Source organism: Enterobacter sp. SST3, assembly GCF_000286655.1.
In the GTDB taxonomy this organism is placed as follows: domain Bacteria; phylum Pseudomonadota; class Gammaproteobacteria; order Enterobacterales; family Enterobacteriaceae; genus Enterobacter; species Enterobacter roggenkampii.
Genome location: NZ_ALNS01000049.1, coordinates 1 through 15,054 on the forward strand (window position 1 = coordinate 1; position 15,054 = coordinate 15,054).

Annotated in this window: 11 protein-coding genes and 1 pseudogene; 9 read left to right on the top strand and 3 right to left on the bottom strand. The window is 52.7% G+C overall.

The window, feature by feature from the left end; all coding sequences use genetic code 11:
• From tuf to rpoC, 9 genes and pseudogenes are all read left to right on the top strand, one after another.
• Positions 1 to 228, top strand: a pseudogene (gene tuf, locus B498_RS00565) (elongation factor Tu); the annotation flags it as partial.
• Positions 229 to 457: 229 nt separating this feature from the next.
• A complete protein-coding gene (gene secE / locus B498_RS00560) occupies positions 458 to 841 on the top strand; it encodes a preprotein translocase subunit SecE (RefSeq protein WP_003862342.1) in 384 nt (127 codons plus the stop codon).
• 1 nt (position 842) lies between these two features.
• On the top strand, positions 843 to 1,388 hold the full coding sequence (gene nusG / locus B498_RS00555) for a transcription termination/antitermination protein NusG (protein ID WP_003862341.1): 546 nt from the start codon (positions 843 to 845) through the stop codon (positions 1,386 to 1,388).
• Between the two features lie 155 nt (positions 1,389 to 1,543).
• On the top strand, positions 1,544 to 1,972 hold the full coding sequence (gene rplK / locus B498_RS00550) for a 50S ribosomal protein L11 (protein WP_008503452.1): 429 nt from the start codon (positions 1,544 to 1,546) through the stop codon (positions 1,970 to 1,972).
• Positions 1,973 to 1,975: 3 nt separating this feature from the next.
• On the top strand, positions 1,976 to 2,680 hold the full coding sequence (rplA, locus tag B498_RS00545) for a 50S ribosomal protein L1 (protein ID WP_006810530.1): 705 nt from the start codon (positions 1,976 to 1,978) through the stop codon (positions 2,678 to 2,680).
• 291 nt (positions 2,681 to 2,971) lie between these two features.
• The gene (gene rplJ, locus B498_RS00540) at positions 2,972 to 3,469 is read left to right on the top strand and encodes a 50S ribosomal protein L10 (protein WP_003862338.1); all 498 of its coding nucleotides are present in this window, start codon (positions 2,972 to 2,974) and stop codon (positions 3,467 to 3,469) included.
• Between the two features lie 66 nt (positions 3,470 to 3,535).
• Entirely contained in the window at positions 3,536 to 3,901 is a 366-nt protein-coding gene (gene rplL / locus B498_RS00535; protein WP_002445276.1) for a 50S ribosomal protein L7/L12, read from the top strand.
• Positions 3,902 to 4,220: 319 nt separating this feature from the next.
• On the top strand, positions 4,221 to 8,249 hold the full coding sequence (gene rpoB / locus B498_RS00530) for a DNA-directed RNA polymerase subunit beta (protein WP_008503453.1): 4,029 nt from the start codon (positions 4,221 to 4,223) through the stop codon (positions 8,247 to 8,249).
• 76 nt (positions 8,250 to 8,325) lie between these two features.
• Positions 8,326 to 12,549, top strand: coding sequence for a DNA-directed RNA polymerase subunit beta' (gene rpoC, locus B498_RS00525; protein ID WP_008503454.1), 4,224 nt, complete (start codon positions 8,326 to 8,328; stop codon positions 12,547 to 12,549).
• A gap of 57 nt (positions 12,550 to 12,606) precedes the next feature.
• Here the strand turns inward: rpoC and B498_RS00520 are convergent, their stop codons facing one another.
• The 3 genes from B498_RS00520 to B498_RS00510 form a co-directional block, all read right to left on the bottom strand.
• The gene (locus B498_RS00520) at positions 12,607 to 12,924 is read right to left on the bottom strand and encodes a PTS lactose/cellobiose transporter subunit IIA (RefSeq protein WP_008503455.1); all 318 of its coding nucleotides are present in this window, start codon (positions 12,922 to 12,924) and stop codon (positions 12,607 to 12,609) included.
• Positions 12,924 to 13,232, bottom strand: a complete 309-nt coding sequence (locus tag B498_RS00515; protein ID WP_008503456.1) for a PTS sugar transporter subunit IIB — start codon at positions 13,230 to 13,232, stop codon at positions 12,924 to 12,926. Before B498_RS00515 ends, B498_RS00520 begins: the two co-directional genes overlap by 1 nt.
• 180 nt (positions 13,233 to 13,412) lie before the next feature.
• The gene (locus B498_RS00510) at positions 13,413 to 14,954 is read right to left on the bottom strand and encodes a sensor domain-containing diguanylate cyclase (protein ID WP_008503457.1); all 1,542 of its coding nucleotides are present in this window, start codon (positions 14,952 to 14,954) and stop codon (positions 13,413 to 13,415) included.
• Between the last annotated feature and the right edge of the window lie 100 nt (positions 14,955 to 15,054).

The window sequence follows — 15,054 nt, forward strand, 5'->3', positions numbered from 1 at the left end:
CATACTCCGTTCTTCAAAGGTTACCGTCCACAGTTCTACTTCCGTACTACTGACGTGACCGGTACCATCGAACTGCCAGAAGGCGTTGAGATGGTAATGCCAGGCGACAACATCAAGATGGTTGTGACGCTGATCCACCCAATCGCGATGGACGACGGTCTGCGTTTCGCAATCCGTGAAGGTGGCCGTACCGTTGGCGCGGGCGTGGTTGCTAAAGTTCTCGGCTAATTGCTGATAACATTTGACGCAATGCGCAATAAAAGGGCATCATTTGATGCCCTTTTTGCACGCTTTCACGTCAGAACCTGGCTCATCAGTGATTATTTTTGTCATAATCATTGCTGAGACAGGCTCTGCAGAGAGCGTATAATTCGAAAAGCGAATTAGCATTTCGATTTGGTTTGCCTCGCAATCGCGGGGTGAAAATGTTTGTAGAATACTTCTGACAGGTTGGTTTATGAGTGCGAATACCGAAGCTCAAGGGAGCGGGCGCGGCCTGGAAGCGATGAAATGGGTAGTAGTAGCCGTTCTGCTGATCGTAGCGATTGTCGGTAACTACCTTTATCGTGACATGATGCTGCCGCTACGCGCGCTTGCAGTGGTAATTCTGATTGCTGCAGCGGGTGGTGTCGCGCTGTTGACGACGAAAGGCAAAGCGACCGTCGCTTTTGCTCGCGAAGCGCGTACCGAAGTCCGTAAGGTAATTTGGCCGACTCGCCAGGAAACATTGCACACCACGCTGATCGTAGCGGCGGTTACCGCTGTAATGTCACTGATCCTGTGGGGACTGGATGGTATTCTGGTTCGCCTGGTATCCTTTATCACTGGCCTGAGGTTCTGAGATGTCTGAAGCCCCTAAAAAGCGCTGGTACGTCGTTCAGGCGTTTTCCGGTTTTGAAGGCCGCGTAGCAACGTCGCTGCGTGAGCATATCAAATTACACAACATGGAAGAGTTATTTGGCGAAGTTATGGTTCCGACCGAAGAAGTGGTCGAGATCCGTGGCGGTCAGCGTCGCAAAAGCGAGCGCAAATTCTTCCCGGGTTACGTGCTGGTTCAGATGGTGATGAACGACGCGAGCTGGCACCTGGTGCGCAGCGTACCGCGCGTGATGGGCTTTATCGGCGGCACGTCTGACCGTCCGGCGCCAATCAGCGACAAAGAAGTGGATGCGATTATGAACCGCCTGCAGCAGGTCGGTGATAAGCCGCGTCCGAAAACGCTGTTTGAACCGGGTGAAATGGTTCGTGTTAATGACGGTCCGTTTGCTGACTTTAACGGCGTCGTTGAAGAAGTGGACTACGAAAAGTCCCGCCTGAAAGTTTCTGTATCTATCTTCGGTCGTGCGACCCCGGTAGAACTGGACTTTGCGCAGGTCGAAAAAGCCTAAGCAGCGATCAAAAAAGCGACGATTTAATCGTTGCACAGGGCGCGAGATTGGAATACAATTTCGCGCCTTTTGTTTTTATGGGCCCGGCCCGTAAAACGAATTTTATTCACGGGGAGCCTCACTGAGGCGCTATTACCCAATCAGAGGATTTTAGAATGGCTAAGAAAGTACAAGCCTACGTCAAGCTGCAGGTTGCAGCTGGTATGGCGAACCCAAGTCCACCAGTTGGTCCAGCTCTGGGTCAGCAGGGTGTGAACATCATGGAATTCTGTAAAGCGTTCAACGCAAAAACGGAATCCCTGGAAAAAGGTCTGCCAATCCCAGTCGTAATCACTGTTTACGCTGACCGTTCTTTCACTTTCGTTACCAAAACCCCTCCTGCAGCAGTTCTGCTGAAGAAAGCGGCTGGTATCAAGTCTGGTTCCGGTAAACCGAACAAAGACAAAGTGGGTAAAATTTCCCGCGCTCAGCTGCAGGAAATCGCGCAGACCAAAGCTGCCGACATGACTGGTGCCGACATTGAAGCGATGACTCGCTCAATCGAAGGTACTGCACGTTCCATGGGCCTGGTAGTGGAGGACTAAGAAATGGCTAAACTGACCAAGCGCATGTCCGTGATCCGTGACAAAGTTGATGCGACCAAACAGTACGACATCAACGAAGCTATCGCTCTGCTGAAAGAACTGGCAACTGCTAAGTTCGTTGAAAGCGTTGACGTTGCCGTTAACCTGGGCATCGACGCGCGTAAATCCGATCAGAACGTTCGTGGCGCAACTGTACTGCCACACGGTACTGGCCGTTCCGTTCGCGTAGCTGTATTTGCTCAGGGTGCAAACGCTGAAGCTGCTAAAGCTGCCGGCGCTGAACTGGTAGGTATGGAAGATCTGGCTGATCAGATCAAGAAAGGCGAAATGAACTTTGACGTTGTTATTGCTTCTCCAGATGCAATGCGCGTTGTTGGCCAGCTGGGCCAGGTTCTGGGTCCACGCGGCCTGATGCCAAACCCGAAAGTGGGTACTGTAACCCCTAACGTTGCTGAAGCGGTTAAGAACGCTAAAGCAGGTCAGGTTCGTTATCGTAACGACAAAAACGGCATCATCCACACCACCATCGGTAAAGTGGACTTTGACGCTGACAAACTGAAAGAAAACCTTGAAGCTCTGCTGGTTGCGCTGAAAAAAGCAAAACCAACTCAGGCGAAAGGCGTGTACATCAAGAAAGTTAGCATCTCCACCACCATGGGTGCAGGTGTTGCAGTTGACCAGGCTGGCCTGAGCGCTGCTGCAAACTAATGCCTTTACGTGGGCGGTGATTTTGTCTACAATCTTACCCCCACGTTTGCTAACAATTGTTAGCGGCTAAAAGATTTGTTCGTTGGAGCCTGGCCTAATCCAGGCCTCCGTCGAAGACCGCAGGTGTTTCGCAAGAGACTTAATCCCCTGCGTAGACGGTGACAGAACGCTAAGATTATTTTTGGATACTCTGGCTTGTTTCTGCTCACCGTATTAAGACGCTCTTTCCGTTGGGGAGAGTGAAGTGAGTTCCGGAACATGAGTTCCGGCAAACATCCAGGAGCAAAGCTAATGGCTTTAAATCTTCAAGACAAACAAGCGATTGTTGCTGAAGTCAGCGAAGTAGCCAAAGGCGCGCTGTCTGCAGTAGTTGCGGATTCCCGTGGCGTTACTGTAGACAAAATGACTGAACTGCGTAAAGCAGGTCGTGAAGCTGGCGTATACATGCGTGTTGTTCGTAACACCCTGCTGCGCCGCGTAGTTGAAGGTACTCAGTTCGAGTGCCTGAAAGACACGTTTGTTGGTCCGACCCTGATTGCATACTCTATGGAACACCCGGGCGCTGCTGCTCGTCTGTTCAAAGAGTTCGCGAAAGCGAATGCAAAATTTGAGGTCAAAGCTGCAGCCTTTGAAGGTGAGTTGATCCCGGCATCGCAAATCGATCGCCTGGCAACCCTGCCGACCTACGAAGAAGCAATTGCACGCCTGATGGCAACCATGAAAGAAGCTGCGGCTGGCAAACTGGTTCGCACTCTGGCTGCTGTACGCGATGCGAAAGAAGCTGCTTAATCGCAGTTATCTTTATAAAGCATTTGCTTACGTATAAACTTATTCGGATTTTCAGGAACAATTTAAATGTCTATCACTAAAGATCAAATCATTGAAGCAGTAGCAGCTATGTCCGTAATGGACGTTGTAGAGCTGGTTTCTGCAATGGAAGAAAAATTCGGTGTTTCTGCTGCTGCTGCTGTAGCTGTAGCTGCGGGCCCGGCTGAAGCTGCTGAAGAAAAAACTGAATTCGACGTAATTCTGAAAGCTGCTGGCGCGAACAAAGTTGCTGTTATCAAAGCAGTACGTGGCGCAACTGGCCTGGGTCTGAAAGAAGCTAAAGACCTGGTAGAATCTGCTCCAGCTGCGCTGAAAGAAGGCGTGAGCAAAGACGACGCAGAAGCACTGAAAAAATCTCTGGAAGAAGCTGGCGCTGAAGTTGAAGTTAAATAAGCCAACTTTTCTGGTTGCAGCCTAAGTCATTAGGCTGATGGCTGGTGACTTTTTAGTCACCAGCCTTTTTGCGCTGTAAGGCATCAGTAGCATTTCACACTGTTTGACTGCTGATTGTCCTGACAATGCTTGTTTCTATCGACGACTTAATATACTGCGACAGGGTGCTCGCTCTGTGTAAATCGCAATGAAATGGTTTAAGCGTGATAGCAACAGGTATTGCGGAAAGTATTCAATTTTCCGGTCCACAAAATGGTGTTGCACAAACTGTCCCTTCGTCGGACAGATGGGTCGACTTGTCAGCGAGCTGAGGAACCCTATGGTTTACTCCTATACCGAGAAAAAACGTATTCGTAAGGATTTTGGTAAACGTCCACAAGTTCTGGACATTCCATATCTCCTTTCTATCCAGCTTGACTCGTTCCAGAAGTTTATCGAGCAAGATCCTGAAGGGCAGTACGGTCTGGAAGCAGCCTTCCGCTCCGTGTTCCCGATTCAGAGCTACAGCGGTAACTCCGAGCTGCAGTACGTCAGCTACCGCCTTGGCGAACCGGTGTTTGACGTTCAGGAATGTCAGATCCGTGGCGTGACCTATTCCGCACCGCTGCGCGTGAAACTGCGTCTGGTGATCTACGAGCGCGAAGCGCCGGAAGGCACCGTAAAAGACATTAAAGAGCAAGAAGTCTACATGGGTGAAATTCCACTCATGACGGACAACGGTACTTTCGTTATTAACGGTACTGAGCGTGTTATCGTTTCCCAGCTGCATCGTAGCCCGGGCGTCTTCTTCGACAGCGATAAAGGTAAAACGCACTCTTCCGGTAAAGTACTGTATAACGCACGCATCATTCCTTACCGTGGTTCCTGGCTGGACTTCGAGTTCGATCCAAAAGACAACCTGTTTGTCCGTATCGACCGTCGTCGTAAACTGCCTGCAACCATCATTCTGCGTGCACTGAACTATACCACTGAGCAGATCCTTGACCTGTTCTTTGAGAAAGTGATCTTTGAAATCCGCGACAACAAGCTGCAGATGGAGCTGGTGCCGGAACGTCTGCGTGGTGAGACCGCGTCGTTCGACATCGAAGCCGACGGCAAAGTGTATGTGGAAAAAGGTCGCCGTATCACCGCGCGCCACATCCGCCAGCTGGAAAAAGATGATATCAAACACATCGAAGTTCCGGTTGAATACATTGCAGGAAAAGTAGCCGCGAAAGATTACGTTGATGAATCAACTGGCGAGCTGATCTGCCCGGCTAACATGGAGCTGAGCCTGGATCTGCTGGCTAAGCTGAGTCAGGCTGGCCACAAACGTATCGAAACGCTGTTCACCAACGATCTGGACCACGGTCCGTACATCTCTGAGACTGTACGCGTCGACCCAACCAACGATCGTCTGAGCGCGCTGGTTGAAATCTACCGCATGATGCGTCCTGGTGAGCCACCAACTCGCGAAGCGGCTGAAAGCCTGTTCGAGAACCTGTTCTTCTCCGAAGACCGCTACGATCTGTCCGCGGTTGGTCGTATGAAGTTCAACCGTTCTCTGCTGCGCGACGAAATCGAAGGTTCCGGTATCCTGAGCAAAGACGACATCATCGAAGTGATGAAGAAGCTCATCGATATCCGTAACGGCAAAGGCGAAGTGGACGACATCGACCACCTCGGCAACCGTCGTATCCGTTCCGTAGGCGAAATGGCGGAAAACCAGTTCCGCGTTGGCCTGGTACGTGTAGAGCGTGCGGTGAAAGAGCGTCTGTCTCTGGGCGATCTGGATACCCTGATGCCTCAGGATATGATCAACGCCAAGCCGATTTCTGCAGCAGTGAAAGAGTTCTTCGGTTCCAGCCAGCTGTCTCAGTTCATGGACCAGAACAACCCGCTGTCTGAGATTACGCACAAGCGTCGTATCTCTGCACTCGGCCCAGGCGGTCTGACCCGTGAGCGTGCAGGCTTCGAAGTTCGAGACGTACACCCGACGCACTACGGTCGCGTATGTCCAATCGAAACGCCTGAAGGTCCAAACATCGGTCTGATCAACTCCCTGTCCGTGTACGCACAGACTAACGAATACGGTTTCCTCGAGACCCCGTACCGTAAAGTGACCGACGGTGTTGTTACCGACGAAATTCACTACCTGTCTGCTATCGAAGAAGGCAACTACGTTATCGCTCAGGCGAACTCCAACCTGGATGACGAAGGCCACTTTGTAGAAGATCTGGTGACCTGCCGTAGCAAAGGCGAATCTAGCTTGTTCAGCCGCGACCAGGTTGACTACATGGACGTATCCACCCAGCAGGTGGTATCCGTCGGTGCGTCCCTGATCCCGTTCCTGGAACACGATGACGCCAACCGTGCATTGATGGGTGCGAACATGCAACGTCAGGCCGTTCCAACTCTGCGTGCTGATAAGCCGCTGGTTGGTACCGGTATGGAACGTGCTGTTGCCGTTGACTCCGGTGTTACTGCAGTTGCTAAGCGTGGCGGTACTGTTCAGTACGTGGATGCCTCCCGTATCGTTATCAAAGTTAACGAAGACGAGATGTACCCGGGCGAAGCAGGTATCGACATTTATAACCTGACCAAATACACCCGTTCTAACCAGAACACCTGTATCAACCAGATGCCTTGCGTATCTCTGGGTGAGCCAGTTGAGCGCGGCGACGTGCTGGCAGACGGTCCGTCCACCGACCTCGGTGAACTGGCTCTCGGTCAGAACATGCGCGTAGCGTTCATGCCGTGGAACGGTTACAACTTCGAAGACTCCATCCTCGTCTCCGAGCGTGTGGTTCAGGAAGATCGTTTCACCACCATCCACATTCAGGAACTGGCGTGCGTGTCCCGTGACACCAAGCTGGGGCCAGAAGAGATCACCGCTGACATCCCTAACGTGGGTGAAGCTGCGCTCTCCAAACTGGATGAATCCGGTATCGTTTACATCGGTGCGGAAGTGACCGGCGGCGACATTCTGGTGGGTAAGGTTACGCCGAAAGGTGAAACCCAGCTGACGCCAGAAGAGAAACTGCTGCGTGCCATCTTCGGTGAGAAAGCGTCTGACGTTAAAGACTCTTCTCTGCGCGTACCAAACGGTGTTTCCGGTACGGTTATCGACGTTCAGGTCTTCACTCGTGATGGCGTTGAGAAAGATAAGCGTGCGCTGGAAATCGAAGAGATGCAGCTCAAACAGGCTAAGAAAGACCTGTCTGAAGAACTGCAGATCCTCGAAGCGGGTCTGTTCAGCCGTATCTATGCGGTGCTGGTTGCCGGTGGCGTTGAAGCTGAGAAGCTCGACAAACTGCCACGCGATCGCTGGCTGGAACTGGGCCTGACCGACGAAGAGAAACAAAATCAGCTGGAACAGCTGGCTGAGCAGTATGACGAGCTGAAACACGAGTTCGAGAAAAAACTCGAAGCGAAACGCCGCAAAATCACTCAGGGCGACGATCTGGCACCAGGCGTGCTGAAGATTGTTAAGGTCTATCTGGCTGTTAAACGTCAGATCCAGCCTGGTGATAAGATGGCAGGTCGTCACGGTAACAAGGGTGTTATCTCTAAGATCAACCCGATCGAAGATATGCCGCACGATGCTAACGGTACGCCGGTAGATATCGTACTGAACCCACTGGGCGTACCGTCTCGTATGAACATTGGTCAGATCCTGGAAACTCACCTGGGTATGGCTGCGAAAGGCATCGGCGACAAGATTAACGCCATGCTGAAACAGCAGCAGGAAGTCGCGAAACTGCGCGAATTCATCCAGCGTGCCTACGATCTGGGTACCGACGTGCGTCAGAAAGTCGACCTGAACACCTTCAGCGATGAAGAAGTGCTGCGTCTGGCAGAGAACCTGCGCAAAGGTATGCCAATTGCGACGCCGGTATTCGACGGTGCAAAAGAAGCTGAAATTAAAGAGCTGCTGCAACTGGGTGGTCTGCCAACGTCTGGTCAGATTACGCTGTTTGACGGCCGTACCGGTGAACAGTTCGAACGTCCGGTAACCGTAGGTTACATGTACATGCTGAAACTGAACCACCTGGTCGACGACAAGATGCACGCTCGTTCTACCGGTTCTTACAGCCTGGTTACTCAGCAGCCGCTGGGTGGTAAGGCACAGTTCGGTGGTCAGCGCTTCGGGGAGATGGAAGTGTGGGCGCTGGAAGCATACGGCGCGGCATACACCCTGCAGGAAATGCTCACCGTTAAGTCTGATGACGTGAACGGTCGTACTAAGATGTATAAAAACATCGTGGACGGCAACCATCAGATGGAACCAGGCATGCCAGAATCCTTCAACGTACTGTTGAAAGAGATTCGTTCGCTGGGTATCAACATCGAACTGGAAGACGAGTAATTCTCGCTCAAACAGGTCACTGGTGCCGGGTTAACCCCCGGCACCGGATTGTGCTAACTCCGACGGGAGCAAATCCGTGAAAGATTTATTAAAGTTTCTGAAAGCGCAGACTAAAACCGAAGAGTTTGATGCGATCAAAATTGCTCTGGCTTCGCCAGACATGATCCGTTCATGGTCTTTCGGTGAAGTTAAAAAGCCGGAAACCATCAACTACCGTACGTTCAAACCTGAGCGTGACGGCCTTTTCTGTGCGCGTATTTTCGGGCCAGTAAAAGATTACGAGTGCCTGTGCGGTAAGTACAAGCGCCTGAAACACCGCGGTGTGATCTGTGAGAAGTGCGGCGTTGAAGTGACCCAGACCAAAGTGCGCCGTGAGCGCATGGGCCACATCGAGCTGGCGTCTCCGACTGCTCACATCTGGTTCCTGAAATCACTGCCGTCCCGTATCGGTCTGCTGCTGGATATGCCGCTGCGTGATATCGAACGTGTTCTGTACTTCGAATCTTATGTGGTTATCGAAGGCGGGATGACGAACCTGGAACGTCATCAGATCCTGACTGAAGAGCAGTATCTGGACGCGCTGGAAGAGTTCGGTGACGAATTCGACGCGAAGATGGGTGCGGAAGCTATTCAGGCCCTGCTGAAGAGCATGGATCTGGAGCAAGAGTGCGAGCAGCTGCGTGAAGAGCTGAACGAAACCAACTCCGAAACCAAGCGTAAAAAGCTGACCAAGCGTATCAAACTGCTGGAAGCGTTCGTTCAGTCTGGTAACAAGCCAGAGTGGATGATCCTGACCGTTCTGCCGGTTCTGCCGCCAGATCTGCGTCCACTGGTTCCGCTGGATGGTGGTCGTTTCGCAACGTCCGATCTGAACGATCTGTATCGTCGCGTGATCAACCGTAACAACCGTCTGAAACGTCTGCTGGATCTGGCTGCGCCGGACATCATCGTACGCAACGAAAAACGTATGCTGCAGGAAGCGGTAGATGCCCTGCTGGATAACGGTCGTCGCGGTCGTGCGATCACCGGTTCTAACAAACGTCCTCTGAAATCTTTGGCCGACATGATCAAAGGTAAACAGGGTCGTTTCCGTCAGAACCTGCTCGGTAAGCGTGTTGACTACTCCGGTCGTTCTGTAATCACCGTAGGTCCATACCTGCGTCTGCATCAGTGCGGTCTGCCGAAGAAAATGGCACTGGAGCTGTTCAAACCGTTCATCTACGGCAAGCTGGAACTGCGTGGCCTGGCCACCACCATCAAAGCCGCTAAGAAAATGGTTGAGCGTGAAGAAGCTGTCGTTTGGGATATCCTGGACGAAGTTATCCGCGAACACCCGGTACTGCTGAACCGTGCACCAACCCTGCACCGTCTGGGTATCCAGGCATTTGAGCCGGTACTGATCGAAGGTAAAGCGATCCAGCTGCACCCGCTGGTTTGTGCGGCATATAACGCCGACTTCGATGGTGACCAGATGGCTGTTCACGTACCGCTGACGCTGGAAGCCCAGCTCGAAGCGCGTGCGCTGATGATGTCTACCAACAACATCCTGTCTCCAGCGAACGGTGAGCCAATCATTGTTCCTTCTCAGGACGTTGTACTGGGTCTGTACTACATGACCCGTGACTGTGTTAACGCCAAAGGCGAAGGCATGGTGCTGACTGGCCCGAAAGAAGCTGAGCGTATTTATCGCGCTGGCCTGGCCTCTCTGCATGCGCGCGTTAAAGTGCGTATCACCGAATACGAAAAAGATGCAAACGGCGAATTCGTTGCGAAAACCAGCCTGAAAGACACGACCGTTGGCCGTGCCATTCTGTGGATGATCGTACCGAAAGGTCTGCCTTTCTCCATCGTCAACCAGGCGCTGGGCAAGAAAGCGATCTCCAAAATGCTGAACACCTGTTACCGCATTCTGGGCCTGAAGCCGACCGTTATCTTCGCTGACCAGACTATGTACACCGGCTTTGCTTATGCAGCGCGTTCAGGTGCATCTGTTGGTATCGATGACATGGTCATCCCAGAGAAGAAACACGAGATCATCTCTGAAGCGGAAGCTGAAGTTGCTGAGATCCAGGAGCAGTTCCAGTCTGGTCTGGTTACCGCGGGCGAACGCTATAACAAAGTTATCGATATCTGGGCAGCGGCGAACGATCGTGTATCCAAAGCTATGATGGATAACCTGCAGACCGAAACCGTGATTAACCGTGACGGCGTAGAAGAGCAGCAGGTTTCCTTCAACAGCATCTACATGATGGCCGACTCCGGTGCGCGTGGTTCTGCAGCACAGATTCGTCAGCTGGCAGGTATGCGTGGTCTGATGGCGAAGCCAGATGGCTCCATCATCGAAACGCCAATCACCGCGAACTTCCGTGAAGGTCTGAACGTACTCCAGTACTTCATCTCCACGCACGGTGCGCGTAAAGGTCTGGCGGATACCGCACTGAAAACAGCGAACTCCGGTTATCTGACGCGTCGTCTGGTAGACGTTGCGCAGGATCTGGTTGTGACCGAAGACGATTGTGGCACCCTCGAAGGTATCACCATGACCCCGGTTATCGAGGGTGGTGATGTTAAAGAGCCACTGCGCGATCGCGTACTGGGTCGTGTGACCGCGGAAGACATCCTGAAGCCGGGCACCGCAGACATTCTGGTTCCACGCAACACCCTGCTGCACGAACAGTGGTGTGACCTGCTGGAAGCGAACTCTGTTGACTCCGTGAAGGTGCGTTCCGTTGTATCCTGTGACACCGACTTTGGTGTATGTGCGCACTGCTACGGTCGTGACCTGGCGCGTGGCCACATCATCAACAAAGGTGAAGCCATCGGCGTTATCGCGGCACAGTCCATCGGTGAGCCGGGTACACAGCTGACGATGCGTACGTTCCACATCGGTGGTGCGGCATCTCGTGCGGCTGCTGAATCCAGCATCCAGGTGAAAAACAAAGGTAGCATCAAGCTCAGCAACGCGAAATCGGTTGTGAACTCCAGCGGTAAACTGGTTATCACTTCACGTAACACCGAGCTGAAGCTGATCGACGAATTCGGTCGTACCAAAGAGAGCTATAAAGTGCCTTACGGTGCGGTTATGGCGAAAGGTGATGGCGAGCAGGTTGCCGGCGGTGAAACCGTTGCAAACTGGGATCCACACACCATGCCGGTTATCACCGAAGTAAGTGGTTTCATCCGCTTCACTGACATGATCGACGGCCAGACCATTACTCGTCAGACTGACGAGCTGACCGGTCTGTCTTCTCTGGTGGTTCTGGATTCTGCTGAACGTACTACCGGCGGTAAAGATCTGCGTCCTGCACTGAAAATCGTTGATGCTCAGGGTAATGACGTTCTGATCCCAGGTACCGATATGCCTGCGCAGTACTTCCTGCCGGGTAAAGCGATTGTACAGCTGGAAGATGGCGTACAGATCAGCTCTGGTGACACCCTGGCGCGTATTCCTCAGGAATCCGGCGGTACCAAGGACATCACCGGTGGTCTGCCACGCGTTGCGGACCTGTTCGAAGCACGTCGTCCGAAAGAGCCGGCAATTCTGGCTGAAATCAGCGGTATCATCTCCTTCGGTAAAGAGACCAAAGGTAAGCGCCGTCTGGTTATCACTCCAGTAGATGGCAGCGAACCGTACGAAGAGATGATTCCTAAGTGGCGTCAGCTCAACGTGTTCGAAGGTGAACGCGTAGAACGTGGTGACGTGGTTTCCGACGGTCCAGAAGCGCCGCACGACATCCTGCGTCTGCGTGGTGTGCATGCTGTTACTCGTTACATCGTTAACGAAGTACAGGACGTATACCGCCTGCAGGGCGTTAAGATTAACGATAAACACATCGAAGTTATCGTTCGTCAGATGCTGCGTAAAGCAACCATCGAAAACGCGGGCAGCTCCGAGTTCCTCGAAGGCGAGCAGGTTGAATACTCACGCGTCAAGATCGCTAACCGCGAACTGGAAGCGAACGGCAAAATCGGTGCGACCTTCTCGCGCGATCTGCTGGGTATCACCAAAGCGTCTCTGGCAACCGAGTCCTTCATCTCTGCAGCATCGTTCCAGGAAACGACTCGTGTCCTGACCGAAGCCGCTGTTGCAGGTAAACGTGATGAACTGCGCGGTCTGAAAGAGAACGTTATCGTGGGTCGTCTGATCCCGGCGGGTACCGGTTATGCGTACCATCAGGATCGTATGCGTCGTCGTGCTGCAGGCGAACTGCCAGCTGCACCGCAGGTTACTGCTGAAGATGCATCCGCGAGCCTGGCAGAACTGCTGAACGCAGGTCTGGGTGGCTCCGACAACGAGTAATCGTTGAGTCGCTAATAAAAAACCCGCTTCGGCGGGTTTTTTTATATCTGCAAAATTTCAGTTTACTAATGGGATCCGTCGATACAGCTCAATCATATCGCCCGCCAGGTCCTGTATGACCATGGCGTTCATCAGGTGATCCTGCGAGTGGACGGTGATCAGGTTAACCGGAAGCTTCCCGGTCCCTTCATCAAGACCGATAAGCTGTGTCTGTATGGTGTGCGCATGCTTCACATATTCCCGCGACTCTTCCATCGCTTTTTCGGCTTCGTCAAACTCACCTTTACGCGCCATCTGCAATGCCGTCAGGGCCGCACTGCGCGCCGCGCCTGCGTTAACAAGCAGTTCCATAATCGTGGTTTCTAAGTCTTCCATTATGACTCCAGAAGTTTGAGCGCTTTATCCAGTACGGCATCACCTTTCATCATGCCGTAATCCATCATGTCGATCACCGCGACCTTTTTGCCCAGCGGGTCGGCCTGCGCCTGTAATTTAGCCTGCTCGTATTTAACCTGTGGCCCCAGCAATACGATGTCGGCCGTTGCGATGTTGTCTTTAAACTCCGCAACCGGAACGGCTTTAATGGTGACTTCAACCCCTTTTTTCTGCGCGGCGTCTTTCATACGTTGAACCAGCATGCTGGTTGACATTCCCGCTGCACAGCATAAAACGATGTTCTTCATAATCAGCCTCGATCTACATGTGTTTATTGATAATTATCCCGTGCAGACCGCTTCAACAACCGCTTTACCGCGATTGTGTGTCAGGCATCACAAAGAAACAGGCGTTTTTCTGAAACCGGTTACAATTTTACATTGCCGGGTACCCGGCCCGTCGAAACGGGCAGGGTGAAAGCGAGAGGATTAGCTGATGGATGTGCGAACGATTCGATTTTTTCCCTGCTGTTTGGCGCTGTAGAGGGCGTTATCAACGCTTCCGACAAATTGTTCCAGCGGTTCAAAATGCCACTCTCCAAGACCGCCGCTGAACGTAACCCGCAGGTTTTCTTCCCGCCAGACGCGTTTTTCAACGGCGGTACGCCACGCTTCCAATAATGAGAGCGCGGAAGACATCTGCTCCGCCTGGAAGATTACGGCGAACTCTTCTCCGCCATAACGGTAAACCGAGACGTGATGTGGCTGCATAATCTGGATCCCTTCACGAGCCACGTTGCGCAGAACGATATCACCGGTCAGGTGACCCAGCGTGTCGTTAATTGACTTGAAGTTATCAATATCCACCAGCGCCATCGCGAAGGGCTGCTGGGCATTCAGCAGCTCTGAGATATCGCTGTCGAACGCGCGGCGGTTTTTACAGCCCGTCAGCGCATCGTGGGTGGCCTGGCGCACATACGCCATTTCGCGCTCTTTATTGGACTGAATCGTGTGGCTCAACATCGCTTCAAGGCGCGGTGCCTCGTTAACGTCGCCAGTTTTGATGGCATTGATAATGTGCATCAGCACGCTACGCGAGGCGTGGCGGAGGTATAAGCCGAAAAGGATGATGATGATGGCCGCCAGCGCAAACCCCCAGCCAACGATCGTCGTTTCGTGGCGGGTGATATCGGTGAGCGTCGCACCGGATACCCGGTAGATGACAAACCAGTCCGGGTTGGTAAACGAGTAGTAGTAATACCAGGCGTTGCTTTTCTTATCGTAAAGATGACCTTCGCCGCTGGTCATTTTGTCCATCAGCGCTTCGCTCACGTACTGCTTGAAGAGCGCGCCGGTATCCGGATGCAGCACCACAGCACCGTCGCGTTCGACGACGAAGAATTCCCCCTGAACGGGTGCCACCATCTGGCGCAGGGTATAGCCCATTGACGTCAAATCAAGATGAAAGGCGATCGTTCCCTTCAGTCTGCCCTCCGGCGAGATCAACGGCTTATAAAGTGTCACCGTCGGATGGCCGGTAAAGTAGTCCATGTAGGGACGGGTATAGTGGCTGAAGATGCTGGCTTCCGCCTGAGCGACAAACCACGGCCGCGTTCGGGGATCGAAGGTTTTACTCTTCTCCGTGGGGAGCACTTCTGGTGCGCGCAGATAATGCCCCTGCGTATCGGCAAGCGAAATGGAGGAGACGGTCGGCATCAGGTTCTGTAAATGCATGACCATCTGCAGCCCCTGCGTCGGGTTAAGGTTCAGCGTCTCGTTTAGCCTGTCGTCGCGTGCAAAGTACATCGCGGAACGGCCCAGAATATAGTCGTTTTCACGCAGGATAGATTCGGTGTAGTTCACCGCCAGGTTGTGCGTGAAGTTGCTATTGATCTTATGATAATCCTCAAGAAAATCCTTTCGTTGCGAAAGCGTCACCGCGATCGCGATCACCGCAAAACTGCAGAGGATCCCCGCAAAGCTGAGCATAATGGGCCGGGTAAAAGAGAGCTTTTTGCTGTGAAGTGCCATGAGCTGTACATCGTTCCTGATGGTGAATACTTTTCGTCTGCCGATATCCTCTCAGCATAGTCGCTGCCCTGCGGTTAGCGGTGAATTATACGGCACGCGA

Excerpts from the sequence above, each read along its gene's own strand:
- B498_RS00515 (WP_008503456.1), bottom strand. The coding sequence starts at position 13,232 with ATGAAGAACATCGTTTTATGCTGTGCAGCGGGAATGTCAACCAGCATG.
- B498_RS00520 (WP_008503455.1), bottom strand. The coding sequence starts at position 12,924 with ATGGAAGACTTAGAAACCACGATTATGGAACTGCTTGTTAACGCAGGC.
- secE (WP_003862342.1), top strand. The coding sequence starts at position 458 with ATGAGTGCGAATACCGAAGCTCAAGGGAGCGGGCGCGGCCTGGAAGCG.
- rpoB (WP_008503453.1), top strand. The coding sequence starts at position 4,221 with ATGGTTTACTCCTATACCGAGAAAAAACGTATTCGTAAGGATTTTGGT.
- rplJ (WP_003862338.1), top strand. The coding sequence starts at position 2,972 with ATGGCTTTAAATCTTCAAGACAAACAAGCGATTGTTGCTGAAGTCAGC.
- rplL (WP_002445276.1), top strand. The coding sequence starts at position 3,536 with ATGTCTATCACTAAAGATCAAATCATTGAAGCAGTAGCAGCTATGTCC.
- rplK (WP_008503452.1), top strand. The coding sequence starts at position 1,544 with ATGGCTAAGAAAGTACAAGCCTACGTCAAGCTGCAGGTTGCAGCTGGT.
- rplA (WP_006810530.1), top strand. The coding sequence starts at position 1,976 with ATGGCTAAACTGACCAAGCGCATGTCCGTGATCCGTGACAAAGTTGAT.
- B498_RS00510 (WP_008503457.1), bottom strand. The coding sequence starts at position 14,954 with ATGGCACTTCACAGCAAAAAGCTCTCTTTTACCCGGCCCATTATGCTC.
- nusG (WP_003862341.1), top strand. The coding sequence starts at position 843 with ATGTCTGAAGCCCCTAAAAAGCGCTGGTACGTCGTTCAGGCGTTTTCC.